The organism is Thalassolituus sp. UBA3500 (genome assembly GCF_002377545.1).
GTDB lineage: Bacteria > Pseudomonadota > Gammaproteobacteria > Pseudomonadales > Oceanobacteraceae > Thalassolituus.
The window spans coordinates 35730-50271 of the sequence record NZ_DFQB01000027.1 but is presented as its reverse complement, the minus strand read 5'-3'; the positions used below and the strand labels follow the sequence as shown (position 1 = coordinate 50271).

The 14542-nt window shown below is 49.1% G+C and carries 16 protein-coding genes; 3 read left to right on the top strand and 13 right to left on the bottom strand.

Going from position 1 to position 14542, the window contains the following annotated elements; genetic code table 11:
- The 5 genes from B2R29_RS06810 to B2R29_RS06790 all read right to left on the bottom strand — a co-directional run.
- The coding region (locus B2R29_RS06810) for an efflux RND transporter permease subunit (RefSeq protein ID WP_301180353.1) at window positions 1–2000 on the bottom strand (2000 nt) is incomplete at its 3' end.
- A gap of 9 nt (window positions 2001–2009) precedes the next feature.
- Complete coding sequence (locus B2R29_RS06805; RefSeq protein ID WP_068436100.1) at window positions 2010–2903, bottom strand: efflux RND transporter periplasmic adaptor subunit; 894 nt, start codon at window positions 2901–2903, stop codon at window positions 2010–2012.
- Window positions 2904–2958: 55 nt separating this feature from the next.
- Window positions 2959–4230, bottom strand: coding sequence for a TolC family protein (locus B2R29_RS06800; RefSeq protein WP_068436103.1), 1272 nt, complete (start codon window positions 4228–4230; stop codon window positions 2959–2961).
- 531 nt (window positions 4231–4761) lie between these two features.
- Entirely contained in the window at window positions 4762–5394 is a 633-nt protein-coding gene (locus B2R29_RS06795; RefSeq protein ID WP_297532679.1) for a hypothetical protein, read from the bottom strand.
- Window positions 5395–5401: 7 nt separating this feature from the next.
- The gene (locus B2R29_RS06790) at window positions 5402–6307 is read right to left on the bottom strand and encodes a cation transporter (RefSeq protein ID WP_018275126.1); all 906 of its coding nucleotides are present in this window, start codon (window positions 6305–6307) and stop codon (window positions 5402–5404) included.
- A gap of 78 nt (window positions 6308–6385) precedes the next feature.
- Here B2R29_RS06790 and cadR point away from each other — a divergent pair, with 78 nt between their 5' ends.
- The gene (gene cadR / locus B2R29_RS06785) at window positions 6386–6835 is read left to right on the top strand and encodes a Cd(II)/Pb(II)-responsive transcriptional regulator (protein ID WP_301180351.1); all 450 of its coding nucleotides are present in this window, start codon (window positions 6386–6388) and stop codon (window positions 6833–6835) included.
- Window positions 6836–6965: 130 nt separating this feature from the next.
- Complete coding sequence (locus B2R29_RS06780) at window positions 6966–7163, top strand: hypothetical protein (protein ID WP_297532673.1); 198 nt, start codon at window positions 6966–6968, stop codon at window positions 7161–7163.
- A 117-nt stretch (window positions 7164–7280) separates the two neighbouring features.
- On the opposite strand, the gene B2R29_RS06775 is transcribed toward B2R29_RS06780, so the two are convergent.
- The 8 genes from B2R29_RS06775 to B2R29_RS06740 form a co-directional block, all read right to left on the bottom strand.
- Window positions 7281–7733, bottom strand: a complete 453-nt coding sequence (locus B2R29_RS06775) for a DEAD/DEAH box helicase family protein (protein WP_301180350.1) — start codon at window positions 7731–7733, stop codon at window positions 7281–7283.
- Window positions 7734–8298: 565 nt separating this feature from the next.
- Window positions 8299–9018 carry a DUF1461 domain-containing protein gene (locus tag B2R29_RS06770; RefSeq protein ID WP_301180349.1) on the bottom strand — a complete coding sequence of 240 codons (720 nt, stop codon included), beginning with the start codon at window positions 9016–9018 and terminating at the stop codon, window positions 8299–8301.
- Window positions 9018–9875, bottom strand: a complete 858-nt coding sequence (locus tag B2R29_RS06765; RefSeq protein ID WP_301180348.1) for an alpha/beta fold hydrolase — start codon at window positions 9873–9875, stop codon at window positions 9018–9020. Before B2R29_RS06765 ends, B2R29_RS06770 begins: the two co-directional genes overlap by 1 nt.
- A complete protein-coding gene (locus B2R29_RS06760) occupies window positions 9865–10659 on the bottom strand; it encodes an alpha/beta fold hydrolase (RefSeq protein WP_301180347.1) in 795 nt (264 codons plus the stop codon). Before B2R29_RS06760 ends, B2R29_RS06765 begins: the two co-directional genes overlap by 11 nt.
- 80 nt (window positions 10660–10739) lie before the next feature.
- Entirely contained in the window at window positions 10740–11222 is a 483-nt protein-coding gene (gene sixA / locus B2R29_RS06755; protein WP_301180346.1) for a phosphohistidine phosphatase SixA, read from the bottom strand.
- A gap of 41 nt (window positions 11223–11263) precedes the next feature.
- Complete coding sequence (locus B2R29_RS06750; protein ID WP_301180345.1) at window positions 11264–12289, bottom strand: NAD(P)H-dependent glycerol-3-phosphate dehydrogenase; 1026 nt, start codon at window positions 12287–12289, stop codon at window positions 11264–11266.
- A gap of 54 nt (window positions 12290–12343) precedes the next feature.
- The gene (locus B2R29_RS06745; protein WP_301180344.1) at window positions 12344–12829 is read right to left on the bottom strand and encodes an STAS domain-containing protein; all 486 of its coding nucleotides are present in this window, start codon (window positions 12827–12829) and stop codon (window positions 12344–12346) included.
- Window positions 12826–13998, bottom strand: a complete 1173-nt coding sequence (locus tag B2R29_RS06740; RefSeq protein WP_301180343.1) for a SpoIIE family protein phosphatase — start codon at window positions 13996–13998, stop codon at window positions 12826–12828. Before B2R29_RS06740 ends, B2R29_RS06745 begins: the two co-directional genes overlap by 4 nt.
- A 184-nt stretch (window positions 13999–14182) precedes the next feature.
- On the opposite strand from B2R29_RS06740, the gene B2R29_RS06735 reads away from it, so the two are divergent.
- Window positions 14183–14485 (top strand): PilZ domain-containing protein, encoded by a 303-nt coding sequence (locus tag B2R29_RS06735; protein WP_301180342.1) that lies wholly within the window; start codon window positions 14183–14185, stop codon window positions 14483–14485.
- Window positions 14486–14542: the final 57 nt, after the last annotated feature.

The following is a 14542-nucleotide window of genomic DNA, read 5'->3' as shown; positions in this document are numbered from 1 at the left end:
GGTTGGGTAAATTCATAATTATTACCGGGTAGTTGCCACAGCGCTTCTTCAATTTCTTCAAGTAATTCATTCTTTGTTTTTGATGGTTCTGCCCATTCATTCCTGGGTTTTAGAATCACAAACATATCAGCAATACTTGGCGGCATGGGATCAGTGGCCACTTCTGGTGTGCCTATTCGAGCAAAGACTTTATCGACCTCCGGAAACGCTTTAATGCGCTGTTCCAGAACCTCCTGCATTTCGACAGATTGTTCCAAGCCTGTACCGGGTATGCGTAGCGCTTGAAGAGCAATGTCACCTTCGTTTAATTGCGGCACAAATTCTGAACCTAGAGTGGTCGCCAGCCAAATGCTGAACGCCACAAGTAGAGCAGCACCTGAGACGACTACCCAGCGAAACTTGAGTGTGGCAAGCAGTAACGGACGATAAACAGATTTGGCTGCGCTGATGACGACGCTTTCTTTTTCACTAATTTTTCCATTCATAATCACCGCGACGGCTGCAGGAACCAGCGTTAACGACAATATCATGGCAGAAATTAGCGCCATCACGACGGTCGCAGCCATCGGGTGGAACATTTTTCCTTCAACGCCAGTCAAGCTAAATATCGGGATGTAGACGATGGTAATGATGGCGACACCGAACAGGCTTGGGCGTATCACTTCGGATGTAGCTTCAAATACCGTATTCAATCGTTCACGAAGATCTTGCCGTCCACTCTGATGCTGTGCTTCAGCCAAGCGTCGAATACAATTTTCAACGATAATTACAGCGCCATCGACAATCAAACCAAAATCGAGCGCTCCCAAGCTCATTAAATTGGCTGACACGCCCGTTTTTACCATGCCGGTTATCGTCATCAGCATCGCCAAAGGAATGACTGCAGCGGTGATAAGTGCAGCACGTATATTCCCCAGCAATACAAATAACACAACAATAACGAGTAGCGCGCCTTCTAATAAATTTTTGCTTACTGTCTTAACGGCCTTATCAACCAGGCTTGTGCGATCGTATACCGCTTCCGCAATAACGCCTTCTGGCAGCGAGGCTTGTATATCCGCCAGTTTAAGCGCGACATCTCGAGCAACAGTACGAGAGTTCTCGCCTATCAACATCATGGCGGTTCCCAGCACTGTCTCCACACCATTTCGCGTTGCGGCACCGGTACGGAGTTCCTTGCCTATCGCAACTTCTGCGACATCATCTATTTTCACAGGCACACCATCATTTTGTTTGATGATGACCTGACGAATCTCTTCAATCGTGGCTAATTGACCTTGAGAACGAACCAATAGTTGCTGACCATTGGCTTCGATGTAGCCGGCACCTCGGTTATCGTTATTTGACCGTAGGGCATCAGCAACATCTTCGAGACTGACCTGGTGGTATAACAGTTTTTCCGGGTTTGGTAGCACATGGTATTGCTTGTTGTATCCGCCAATACTGTTAACTTCGATGACGCCTTTTACTTGGGCGAGCTGAGGTTTAATAATCCAGTCCTGAATCTCTCGTAACGCAGTGGCTGTATACGGCTCGCCATTACTCATGCGCGCAGACGGATCTGCTTGAACCGTATACATAAATATCTCACCAAGGCCCGTTGATATGGGGCCCATCTCTGGCTCTAGCCCTGCAGGTAACACACTTTTAATCGCACCAAGGCGCGCATTAATCAGGTTTCTAGCGAAATAGATATCGGTGCCTTCTTCAAATACCACCGTGACTTGAGATAAGCCATAGCGAGATAAAGAACGCGTGTGCGAAAGCTTGGGCAAGCCGGCAAGAGCCGTCTCAACGGGATAGGTGATCCGTTGTTCCGCCTCCAGAGGCGAATAGCCTGGTGCCGAGGTATTAATTTGTACCTGTACATTGGTGATATCCGGTACTGCATCGATGGGAAGTTTTTGATAACTCCACACGCCAATACCAACAATCACCAAAATAAAACTTAAAAATAGAAAACGCCTCTCTATCGCGAGGCGCAAAATTGATTCAATCATAATGCACCCCTAGTCGTCGTCTTCAGCTTCGGATTTCAAAATATCCGCTTTGATTAAGTAGCTATTTTCTGAAACATATTCGGCCCCATGTTCCAGTCCTGAAACAACCTCAATGAAATTGTCGTCGGATTTCCCTAGTACCAAAGGCGCAAACTCATAAGCTTCACCTTCTTTAACAAACACGCCTAATCGTTCCCCCAATTCTTGTACGGCGTCTTTCGTCACCACCAAAGAAACGTCAAATTCATTGGTATGTATTTTCCCTTTGGCAAGCAGACCTGGAGAAAGCCTTAATTCATCGTTATCAAGCTTGACGCGCGCAAGTACGTATGGTTTATCTTCAGCCGGTATTAGGTGGGCTACATCGGAACGAATAGTCTTATCGTTGATGGTGATAGAAACAGGCTGTCCCGCGCTCACTTTTGCCTGCTTTTCCGGGTAAATACGGAACTCTATCCACACCGTATCCAAGTTGGTAATCGTCAATAACCGCCGTTGTTGTGTCGGTTCACCTGGGTTCGCGTGGCGTTGCACAATAACCCCGGATGCCGGAGCGTGTATTGGATAGCTTTTTAAGCTTTCATTTGACTCAATGGTCGCGATGCGATCCCCTTTTTTAACGGTATCACCGATTACAACATTGACTGATTTGATAATGCCGGGGAAACGCGCATAAATTTCGTGACTGTTCTCAGGCGCTTGTGTCACGTTCCCATAGACGGTAACGGTTTGACTGATTGTCCCGGCAGTTGCTTTTGCGGTAACAATGCCTACCTTGGTAGATAACTCGTCGTTAATTCGACTGATTTCTTCATATTCATCATCGTCGTCATCCGCCAAGGTGCTTTGAATCGGCGCTAAAACGCCAAGCAATAGAAATAGTGTGAGTAAGTATTTATTCATTGTTAGTCCTGTTTGATCCATGTATTGATGGGTCATTTAAATTGTTCAAAACGGTTTATTCAGAGATCGATGCACCGGTTAACTGTTCGATCAGTACCTGGCTTATCTGCACATTCGTGGCGGCATCAATAAGGGCTTGTTTTGTCGCGAGTAACTCTTCCTGTGCTGCGACGAGATCTTGATATCGATATCGTCCGTTTTCATACGCTTTTTTGGTTAATTGAAATGCCTTTTCCAGAGCGGGGATGGCCGTGTCTTCCATCTTCATCACAGCGTCCATGTTTTGGTTTCGTAGAGACCAAGCTTCGAAGAGTTTTGCATGCAAACGCAGGAGGGAGTCTTGCTTGGCATACTCAGTGGCGTTGCGTTCAGCGAGTGCGGCTTTAACTTCACCTCGGTTTCGCTTGGATGCAAACAGCGGCATTGACAGGCCAGCGGTTAACGCAGAATCACCGGTATCTTCAAAGCGCCTAACACCTGCACGCCAGGTAATATCGCTGCGACCACTTGCGCGAGCTAACGTGACTTCCGCATCTTTTATTCGTGCATCACTCGCAAATACCTGAAGAGAAGGCGATGTCTTAATGCGCGCATAAAGCTGATCGAAACTCTCGCTCTTACCAGATTCGAATAAATTTCCATTTAGGTGACTAAATTCGGGAGATGTCTCGCCCCAAAAACGTGCCAGCAGTATTTTTTGTCGTTGAAGCTTTGAGGTCAACGCCGCTAATTGAAGCTCCGCCCGAATGACGGCAGCCTGCGCACGCATAACCTCGGCTTCAGGTGTCGCGCCTTGCCTGGCTCGTGTTTGTACGGCCTTGAACAGTGATCGCGACAGATTCAATGAGTTGTTAGCAAGGTCGATATTTGCCTGCGTTGACAAGCCTTCGATAAATACTTGGGTCAGTTGACCCAAGACATCCAATGTGGCCGCTTGCTGTTCCCAATGATTTTTATTGATTCGAGCATCTACTAGGGACATACGCGCCTTGCGCTTGCTCCCTAGTTCAATAACCGATGAGAGTTGTAGTGTGGTTTCTGCACCGTCAAACCCTTGGGTATCGCCGGATCCCGCAAAGTTTTCTACTTCGAGTTCGAGTTCTATTGCTGGACGCAAAGAGTGGGTTTGCTTTCGAGCTTCAAATATTTCAGTAGCGAGGGTGTACTGATATAGCTGCGGGTTCCGTTCTAGCGTCTGGGCAATGGCGTCTTTTAATGTAAGAGCGGGGTCAGTACTTGCATAGCTAGGAGACGCGGATATACCGGCGACCAAAACTATAGCTGACAGGCAAATCGCCCGACACCGATTAAGTGGGTTAATTCGCATAAAATGATCCTGATTAAGTCAATCTATTCCGCGTTAGCGGAGTGAATAGTTTGTTTAATTAAGATCGTAAGATAGGAGGGCGTAAGAGAGGACTAGGCACTTCAGAGGAGATGCGTTTACGATAATCAGGGACATTTGTTCGTGCTTTTTGAAACGTAAAACTCAACGTTTTAACTAAAATCACGGGACAACCATGTCCATGGCAAAGGCTGCAGTGACTGCAATCGTGCTCCTCTTCAAGCGGATCAATATTTGTTTCAGGCGGATCAATCTCGCCGAGCCCAATTAGAATATTATTAATTGAAAAATTATCAGAGCCTGACTGTGTTATCTGGTCTACATCCCCCATAGCGATACTTGACTGAAAAACCGTCAATACGAGCATCAAATATATTAGGGTGGGTTTTACCATCAGGACTGCCACTAGATTTCGATTAAAACATACACAATAGGATGTCAAGAATTCACATTTAACTTGGGAACAATAAATATTTCTGTCTCGCGATTTAACACAAAGATGAAGTGTTCACTCTAACCAAGTTTTGTGCCGCTAACCAACCTGCCGCCATAAGCTTTTACTTGAATGGGTGCTAGTTCTATATTGCCTTTCATCAATAAATACAGGCTGTGTATCGCTGCAGGGTAAAAATGTTTTAGCCAATATTCGCGATCTTTCGATAATTGAAATTCCGAAATATTCGCAAATTGTATCGTTCGTTCCTTGCAATAGCGGAAATGCACCTCGATGGAGGAATCTATGTCTGTTGAAAAGTTTTGAAATCCTAACTTAGGTAGGTTTGAGTCCCAAAACCTTAGGGTCCAGTTATAGTCTGCGTCATTGAAATGCAGATCGGCAACATCGAGCCAATCCCCAGTATATGTGGCTGTGTTATTTAGGCGTATTTTATTGGCCTTGGCTTGTTCCTTTAAAGCATTGGTTATATCTTTGGCCGCTTGATCGAAATTGTTTGTTTTTTCCTGTACTACGGGGCTTAAATTGTCAAAAATAATGGCATTCACTGCCTTTTTTTGAGTTAAGTCCTCGATACCAATAGAAGTAATATTGTTTGGCCGATTGTTGCTAACGCAAGCGCAGAGCACGCCACTGATGAGCAATAGCATCAATGGCTTATTGGTGAGTAGTTGTCGGATTGTATTGACCATATCGCGTTTAATTCAGTCGCAAGATGCGAACCGCCCCCCACATAACCAGGCCTGCTATTAATAGGCCGATGACCAAATCTGGCATTTGAGACCCTGTCACCGCCACTAGAACTCCCGCTGTTATCACGCCCGCATTGGCCAACACGTCATTGGCAGAAAATATCCAGCTCGCTTTCATATGGGAGCCTTGGTTTCGCGATTTGAAGATCAACAAGAGACAGGTAATATTTGCTATCAAGGCCACGGCGCCAAAGCTCATCATGAGCACCGAGACCGGTTCACTTCCATATAAAAAGCGTCTGGCAACCTCCGATAGAACACCCAGAGCAAGTGCAATCTGCAGCCAACCCGAAAAGTGAGCCGCTTTGAGTTTAAACTTGGCCGCCTTGCCCACTGCATATAGCGACACGCCGTAGACCGCCGCATCGGCGAACATATCCAGTGAGTCGGCGATAAGCCCTGTAGATTGCGCCACAATGCCCACGCCGAGCTCAAGTACAAACATGAAGGCATTAATGGCCAGCAGCCACTTTAATGCCTGAGCCTCCCGCGTTTCATTGATTGTTGTGACTTCCAAGGCAGCCTGAACCGCATTGTGATCTACTGACTCGAATGAGACCAAGCTTGCCCCGAGGCCAACAGACTTCATGGCTTTTTCCACTTTATCCGCCATATTAGGGTGATATATATGCACCTTGCGTCCGGGCAAGTCGAATTCGAAGACGACGGTTGCTTCAAAGCTAGCAAAAGCCGTACGAATCAAGTTCTCTTCGGATGGGCAATCCATCTTAGGAACGTCAAATACGCTCAGGTGGCTCATTTCAGCCTGAGCATCACTTTCTGCTTGCGATTCAGGTTGCAATGACGTGTCTTGACTGGCATTGCAACCACAAGTCTTCGAGTCTTCAGTCATAGCTGGCTCTTGTTTATACATTAATAGAAAGTGTAAACTCTGTAGTAACTATAGAGTCAAGAGGCGGGTTAAAGAAAGATGAAAATTGGTGAGCTGGCAAAACGCAGTGGATGCTCGATCCAGACAATTCGCTACTACGAGAAAGAAGGCTTAATTTCGGCGCCTGAGCGTACCGAAGGAAACTTTCGTTTGTATAACAGTGTGGTATTAGAAAAACTGTCTTTCATCAAAAACTGCCGTGCGCTGGACCTGACCTTAAGCGAAATTAAACACCTGGTATCGTTACAAAACTCGCCGGAGACGCCGTGCGAGGCGGTAAATGAGATGATTGATACGCACCTGCTCGTTGCAGAGTCTCGTATCGAGGACTTACAAAAGCTTCATGGCGACCTCAAGCAGCTACGGCTTAAATGCGGCAACGCGAGATCGGTCGACCAGTGCGGGATATTGGGAGAGTTACTACCAAAACCCGAGCGCTCGCCAAGCGGTACAAGGAACGAGCGCTCGCCAAGCGGTACAAGGAAATAGGCATGACAGATGTAGATCACTACATCCGAGCGATAACACTCGGTTAAGTTACCGTGCGGCGATTGAACATTTTGAAAGTCATTGGGGTGGCTTTCTTCCTGCAACGGCCGACAGTGTGGCGAGGTATCTGGTGGATTATGCCAATACATTGTCCGTGAATACACTGCGTCAACGACTAGCCGGTTTGGCAGCTTGGCATCTTGATCAGGGCTTCCCTGATCCCACCAAAGCCCCTCATGTGAAAAAAGTCTTAAAGGGTATTGCCGAATTACACCCGGTCGTCCAAAAGCAAGCCAAACCGATTCAACTTGACCAGTTGTCGCTGTAAGTGACACGAGAACGATTTCAGGAACCGAGGTAACAACAGCTTTCAAAGCTTTCCACCACTCGGCTGTAAGATGGTGTGCCTCGTCCAAAACGACAACCTCTATGCCGCCTTGAGCAATCACAGCCAGTAGCGCCTTAGCATCAGGGGTAGCGCCTTAGCATCAGGGATAGATGACTGATCGTCAGTCTCAGGCGGTTCAGGCTCATCATCAGGTGGAACCTGTGCACCCTGCCTCACGGCTTTTACATGCACTGCCTGATAAGTCGCAGACGTCAACAGAGCAGGCCGGGATAGATCAGTACTTATCCAGTGAAGATCGAACGGTTCACCTTCCACCCCAAAATCCGTGAGGCGACGTATCCACTGATCCCTGATAATACGGGTGGGCGAAAGCACCAGTGTCGGGCGACGCAATTTCCGGAACACTTCCAGACCCAGGACGGTTTTACCGGCACCCGGGGCAGCAACAATATGCAGTCGTTTGTCATCCGGATGATCATCAATTGCTTGCAACACACGCTGCTGATAAGGACGCCAGGAAAATCTGAACTGCATCGTATCGAAAATCACCACAACTCCTTTTTTAGTAAATCATTCGAGCCGCGAACTATAGCAAAAACTGAGAATCAGGCCTGCCGACTCTGCGCGAATCATTTGGCCCGACTAAGACAAAAGCGCCACTGGTCACTCTCTAGTTTGTGTAAAAGCAGGCAAGAAATGATACCAGGCGAGATTGCATATTAACCATACAGGGCTCGTCGATATATGGAGCATGATGGTCATTGTGATGAGCGCACCATCACTGGGGTCCTCATTGCCCAGCACAAATTCGAAACAGGCGACATACGTCAGAAGCAGAGAGCCAACAAGACAAATAAACCATAGCAATTTCAGCCCCAACGAGTCTTTGCCAACCTGATCATTAAAATCCCCAAAGATCAGAAGTCCTGTAATTATCACTGAAGGCAAGAGGGTTGTCGGAATTGCGACGATCGAAAATACAGTAAGATAAGCCCATGACGCGGCACCGACTCCCACTCCAAACACCAAACTCACTACAACCAGCAACACAAGCAATATCACGCAGGGTATAAGAGCTAGTATCAGGAAACTCAGCACGCTCTTTTTTCGCAAATCAACCTCGCCTCAGAAAGCGATGTAAAATCACCAGGTACGCCAGATAAAGCCCAAAACCAACAAAACCAATCGTCGCCCCTATCCCACCGAACAAATCCGGGGCCTTCATCATGGTGCTCATCAGCGATTCCTGATAGTAAAAGAACCATTGATGGTCATCCGGGAAGATCCAGACATGAAGCTGATAAAAGACGGCTTTCGGGCCAGCAATCAAAAGCACAAGAGCAACCGCCCCCAGAAGTCCGCCGAGCAAGAGACCCTGTTGCTTCCATTGAATGGGGATACGACGCCGTATCAGCATAAAGGTACCGATTGCTGCGATTAACAGGCTGACCGCACCCGCCACTGACAGCACATCAATCAGGTTGGCAACGTCCTGCAGATGAACAATTTCGGGCTTTCTCAATAATGGTTTTGTGCGGCCACGACTGTCGGTAAATTCAAGCTCTGCTAACCCTCTGCCCTGGTTATGCACGGCATCAACGATACCGCCGAACAGTTCAAGATGCTGCTCCCGCGAAAGATCGTCAAAGCCACGAATATAGCGGTTTTTAGGGCCGTACTTGTCGATATGCCCGCGGATGTCCATCTGGTCGTACCAGAAGCTGTAACCGTAATCGGCCGGCTTATGCAGCATCCAGCCGGTCGCAAGCGCGGCAAGCAGTGCGGAAATAAGTACAACAAACCAGATTGCCTGCTTAACTACGGAGGCGTTCATCAGAGTCCTTTCCAGAAAGTTAATATCGCGTCAGCAATGGCCGGAGCAGTCTCTTCTTCCAGGTGAAAGTGGTGATGACCTGGCAATTGCAACGAGTCGACATTTTGCAGGTATCCCATTCGATGTTCAAAGAACTTCAGTGGCAGAAGGCCGCTTTCTGCCCGAATGCTCAACACCGGGCACTTTACGGCGCGCATCAGGTGCTCTACCTGGGTCTCGCTCAGACGCAGGTCAGAAGTCAGCTTTAATTGAGGATCGGTACGCCACTCGAAATGGGATTCGCACTTAGCCAGATTGCGTTCTACCAATATCGTCAGTGCACTTTCGCTAAGCTCAGGGGTTGCTTTTTTTCTGGCAGCAACAGCGTCTGCTATCGATGAAAACTGGCGTGAGGGACGCAACTTATCGCGAGACAGCACACCGTCACGCAGTTGCGATGCGATCTGATTTTCGGGTGTCACCATGGGGCCAGGAGCGTCCAATAGAGCGATCGAGCGGACCGTTTCAGGGAATGCAGCGGCAAGGCACAGTGCTAGTGACCCACCCAACGAATGAGCCACCAAATCAACTGGAGACGCCATGGTATCGATTACGGTTTTCAGCTCGTGGGTATAACCCCATATAGGATACCCCTGACCAGGCGAATGCCAACCAGACTTTCCGTGGCCGGGAAGATCTATCGCGACCGTGGTATTACCGTCGGCACCTTGCGTGAGCCGTTCAGCCAGCAACGAGAAGCTTGCCGCATTATCCAGCCACCCGTGAAGGCAAAGAACTCTCTCTCCGCCTTTGCAGGCTTCACCACTCCCACTCCACTGCAAGCCTGCCAACGGGGCATCTTGTAATTCAGCGGCCACCCAGCAACTCCCGGATTGTATGATGAATCAGATCAGCGGTAGGTTCGGGGTTTTCCAGCGGAAACATGTGCGACCCTTCGATCCACTTAAGCTTCATGCCGATGGCTTTCATGTAGGCACCATTGACGGGTTTAAAGTACTCACTGCTCTTTCCGCCAATGACTGCCGCAGGCACCTTTAACTTTCCTTTAACTCGCGAGTGTATATTGTGAGGAATGGTACGCCATATATTGGCCTCAAGTTGCGGGTCGTAGGTCAACTTAAGCACACCATCCTCTTCGCGGGTCCCGCTGCGGATGTAATCATCAAGACATCTCGAATCAAAGTTTCTCATCAAAGATTTACCCGAGAAGTACTCTCGCGCATCATCGAAGTCGGCCCATTGCGTTTTACGTTCTTCAATCCTGCGAATCGGAAAAAGCCTTTCATTGAGTCGCGTCAATTTAAGAAATCGCATACCGTGCGCTTGCCAGGCAGGCATGACTGGTGAATCGAGGATGATAAGCGCCTTAACGAGATCTGGGCGCCGCAGCGCTACCAGTAGGCTCAGCACACCTCCGAGCGAGTGCCCCACGGCAATCACAGGCTGACTGAACTGAGTTTCGAAATGATGTATCAATTCCTGAACGAGATGATTCCAGTTATCCGTCACCGGGTACTTGGGGTTATGCGCAATCTGATTTATGGCGTCGACACGATAGTGTGCAGAAAGACGGTCTGCCAGAACATTATAGGTTCCGCCAGTGAAGCCGTTGGCGTGGGCAATATGTAACGCTTGGGTCATAGCCTGTCGCTTTAGAAATAAACAAACGCCAGACACTACCCTGCCGAATGCAGGACCTCAAGGTGAAAAAGGCCCTTTATTCAGTGATTTGATGCCTCACCAAACGTATTCCCGAGAGCCGGATACCAGATCTGTTCAACCGTCATGCAGCCGGGTGCAAAAACATCTCCACCGAGAACCCATCCTTCTGCCGGCGACCAAGGCTGATCGAGCGCACGACCATCAACGAGTAGCGAAGCGAGACGACCGACCAGCGGGAGGTGAGACACGACGATCACATCACGGGTCTCCTCAATGAGGAATTCCGAGACTGCCGAAGGATCCCCCGACGGTGTCAGCCCTGGCCAGACTTCTGTTTCACAGGGGGTGTTGAGGGCCAGCGCTGTTTGCTGCGCCCGAAGGTAAGGGCTGACAACCAGGCGGGTATCAGCAGAGATCAGAGGCGCCAGCCACTGCCCTGCGCTCCTGGCCTCGCCTTCGCCCAGAGGCGTAAGAGGTCGATCCGAATCGAGATCCATTCCGGGCACTGCCGTGCCATGACGAAAGATGAAGAGCCGAGGCATACATACATCTCCTGTGGTTGCAGGCAACCACAGGGGTTGCCTTAAATTTTGTGACTGGGCAAAGCAAATTCCACGTCCGACGCAAACGCGCCAGTCATTAATCCTTTAGCCACGTCTTTAGGATCAGCATGATTAAAGAGAATCTCATACGCGCCCATTACCAGAGGCATATATATATCAAGTTCCAGAGCTTTTTCCCTGACATAGCGCAGGGTATTCACACCTTCTGCAACTTCACCCAGCTCGTCGACCGACTCTTCAAGTGACTGTCCAGAACCAATGGCGTAACCGACCCGATAGTTACGACTTAGCGGCGACATGCACGTCACCACAAGATCCCCAACCCCCGCCAGACCCAGGAAGGTGAGCGGGTTGGCCCCCATGGCTTCTGCAAAACGACTCATCTCGGCCAAAGATCGCGTAATGATCATCGACTTTGTATTCTCACCCATGCCCAGTGCAGCGATAAAGCCCGACACAATGGCGTAAATATTCTTCAGAGCTCCACCAAGCTCGACGCCATAGAGGTCGTCAGAAGCGTAAACCCGAAAATAACTGCAGCTAAGTGATTCCTGAAGATTTCGTCGTAAGTCACTGTTTCTACTTGCAATTACTGTTGCTGCAAGCTCACGCTTTGCGATTTCTTTTGCGAGATTCGGACCACTAATGACAGCTACTGGATTATCAGGACACAACTCCTCAAGGACCTGACTCATCAATAGAAACCGGTCCGGCTCGATGCCTTTTGTGGTACTCACGAGAGCCTGCTCGGGCTTAAGATCGGAAGCAAAAGAACCAACAACCTGACGCACAAACTTACTGGGAACGGACACAAAAATGACGTCTACCCCTTCAACTGCTTCCTTGAGATCGGTTGTCGCCCTCAACGCCGGGTTGAGTTTGGTATCCGGCAAATAGTCGGGATTCACATGCTCTTGATTGATCGAGTCAGCAACGGATTCGTTTCTCATCCATTGCAGTATTTCGACACCGTTATCGGCCAGAATATTTGCAATCACAGTTCCAAAGCTTCCCCCGCCAATCACGGCAGCACGCTTAATAGCCACACCTTCCCCCTGAGTTTTTTATTCGCTACTTTAGGATATCTATTGTTTATTGGATTAACGGCCCGCTTCGAGCGTATCAACCAGCTCACGAAACGTTTCTTCGTTTTTGTGATTGAGGCTCATCAGTACCTTATGCGCTTCTATCACCTGCTCGCGCGCGCATTCTTCATCAACAGCATCCGCAGCCCAGCGCTCAAAACGACCATCATCTTCGATTTCATTGTCAACGATGTGAAATACCTGATCGAACCCCATACTAAGAAGAATACGGGTGATACCCTCGTTCGGGCTACTAATTGTCGGTGTTATGTCGAACCGCTCCCGACAGAGAATAGAGATTTTAGCGAGCTGGCCGAGCGTCGTACTATCAATACCCTCGGCGGCAGAAAGGTCGATCATTACGTTGTGAAAATGCCCCTGGGCCAGGAATTCATCAACGTAACGCTCAAGGGTAGAGCACAAATTCAACCTGACATCGCCACTCAGGCGAATAACATGTACGCCCTCTTCGAAGGCGACTTCAACCACACCTGATGTCATAAAACACCTCTACACACTGTGGCTACGGCTATGTCGTCCGGCACTTCGTCATGCGCGGCAACGCCTGCAATTGACCAGAAGGCGTCCAACTTACCTTCCGCTTCGCTGGCCATCGCCAGCAACTTACTTTCTTTATCATTCAAGGACGGTTCATCGATTATTTCCAGTATTCCATCGGAAAACATCATAAGACAAAAGTCACCGGCCAACTCAACATCAATCGACTTGTACTCTGCATCTTTGAATAATCCAACCGGCATACCGCGGCCTTCAAAAAACTTCGCTTCGCCGTCACTGATAAGCACAGGCATAGGGAAATGCCCCCCTACAGAATACGAGAGTACACCCGTCGATAACGTCAGCACGCCGTAAAACATCGTCAGATGTTTGTCGAGTTCAGACGCAAGCAGCTCACTATTAATACGAGCCAGCACGAGATCTGGTTTCAGGATGTCGTCACTTGAGCCACGCTGAAAGTTTCGTTTAAGTCGGTAGGTAAGGTTCTTAAGAAGTACAGTAACGAAGGCTGAAGATGCCCCATGCCCTGAGACGTCAGCAATGTAGAACGCCAAACGATCGTCGTCCACTTCCATAAAATCAAGAAAATCGCCACTCAGCATCAGGGATGGCTGCAACTTATGCTCACAGGACACATCTCCCATACTCAGGGGTTCCGGCAGCATGCGCAGCTGGGCGTGGCGACCTGCTTGCTGGTCTGCTCGCAACTCATCAAGGCCAAGCTTTAATTCACGATTGGTGGCCTCAAGATGTTCTCGATAGGCTCTGTTTTCACGCTGAAGAGATTGGTGGCTAAGCGCTTTCCGCAAGGAGTGCACAAGCACTTCCAGGTCAAGAATTGGTTTGACCAGAAAGTCGGCAGCACCGAGGCGCAGGGCGTGCACTACGTCGTCCATTACTCCGGCACCAGAAACAACAATCACCGGTAAGTCAGGATGGTTCTCCCGGAGCTTCTCGAGCAACTGAATGCCATGCACGCCCGGCATCTTAAGATCGCAGACAACCGCATCTGGCACGGAAACTTCTATAGCGTCCAGCGCTTCTTGAGCACTGCCCGCGGACTGCATGTCGTAATCGCAGTCATCAAGGTACGCAACCACACTGTCCCGGACAGTGGAATCATCGTCAATGACCAGCACGGTCGCGGCCATCAGCTTCTCCCCAGCGTCGAATATCTGGCGAACGGTACCTCTAACTCATAACCAGTGCAACGATTATGAGGCAATTGTCAGAAGCGCTGCCGGCTTAACAGGCAATGGCATGAACTCTGCTAGATATCTGCTATGGATTCAGAAGTAGCATTGAAACGTACCGCAGCCTACCGAAGGGGACCGCATGCAAACACTGTCTCGCACCTACGAAGAAAAACGTCGCCACATGAGAATGCAGATTGATGCACCGGCTCAATTAATCACCAACGATGGAGTAACACAGCAAGTGACGTGCATTGATCTCAGTAGCCATGGGATTCAACTCGAAAGTCACACTGCGCTGAAGAACGGTGATCTGGCTGATTTTGTGCTTGCCCCTGGCAGTGGGCCAGTGACGCCCTTGCAAGCCAGAATACGCGTTTGCCGCGTCAGGGAAATAGCACCCCAGGTGTTTCGGGCGGGCGCGACGTTCGAATCGCTGCAATAGGTGATACCCGAGGTAACTGAAGCCGCCCACTGGAGCACACTTTCTGTTACCTCATGA

Coding starts and splice junctions, on each gene's coding strand:
- B2R29_RS06735 (WP_301180342.1), top strand. CDS start 14,183: ATGCAAACACTGTCTCGCACCTACGAAGAAAAACGTCGCCACATGAGA.
- B2R29_RS06760 (WP_301180347.1), bottom strand. CDS start 10,659: ATGACCCAAGCGTTACATATTGCCCACGCCAACGGCTTCACTGGCGGA.
- B2R29_RS06800 (WP_068436103.1), bottom strand. CDS start 4,230: ATGCGAATTAACCCACTTAATCGGTGTCGGGCGATTTGCCTGTCAGCT.
- cadR (WP_301180351.1), top strand. CDS start 6,386: ATGAAAATTGGTGAGCTGGCAAAACGCAGTGGATGCTCGATCCAGACA.
- B2R29_RS06795 (WP_297532679.1), bottom strand. CDS start 5,394: ATGGTCAATACAATCCGACAACTACTCACCAATAAGCCATTGATGCTA.
- sixA (WP_301180346.1), bottom strand. CDS start 11,222: ATGCCTCGGCTCTTCATCTTTCGTCATGGCACGGCAGTGCCCGGAATG.
- B2R29_RS06805 (WP_068436100.1), bottom strand. CDS start 2,903: ATGAATAAATACTTACTCACACTATTTCTATTGCTTGGCGTTTTAGCG.
- B2R29_RS06740 (WP_301180343.1), bottom strand. CDS start 13,998: ATGGCCGCGACCGTGCTGGTCATTGACGATGATTCCACTGTCCGGGAC.
- B2R29_RS06790 (WP_018275126.1), bottom strand. CDS start 6,307: ATGACTGAAGACTCGAAGACTTGTGGTTGCAATGCCAGTCAAGACACG.
- B2R29_RS06770 (WP_301180349.1), bottom strand. CDS start 9,018: ATGAACGCCTCCGTAGTTAAGCAGGCAATCTGGTTTGTTGTACTTATT.
- B2R29_RS06745 (WP_301180344.1), bottom strand. CDS start 12,829: ATGACATCAGGTGTGGTTGAAGTCGCCTTCGAAGAGGGCGTACATGTT.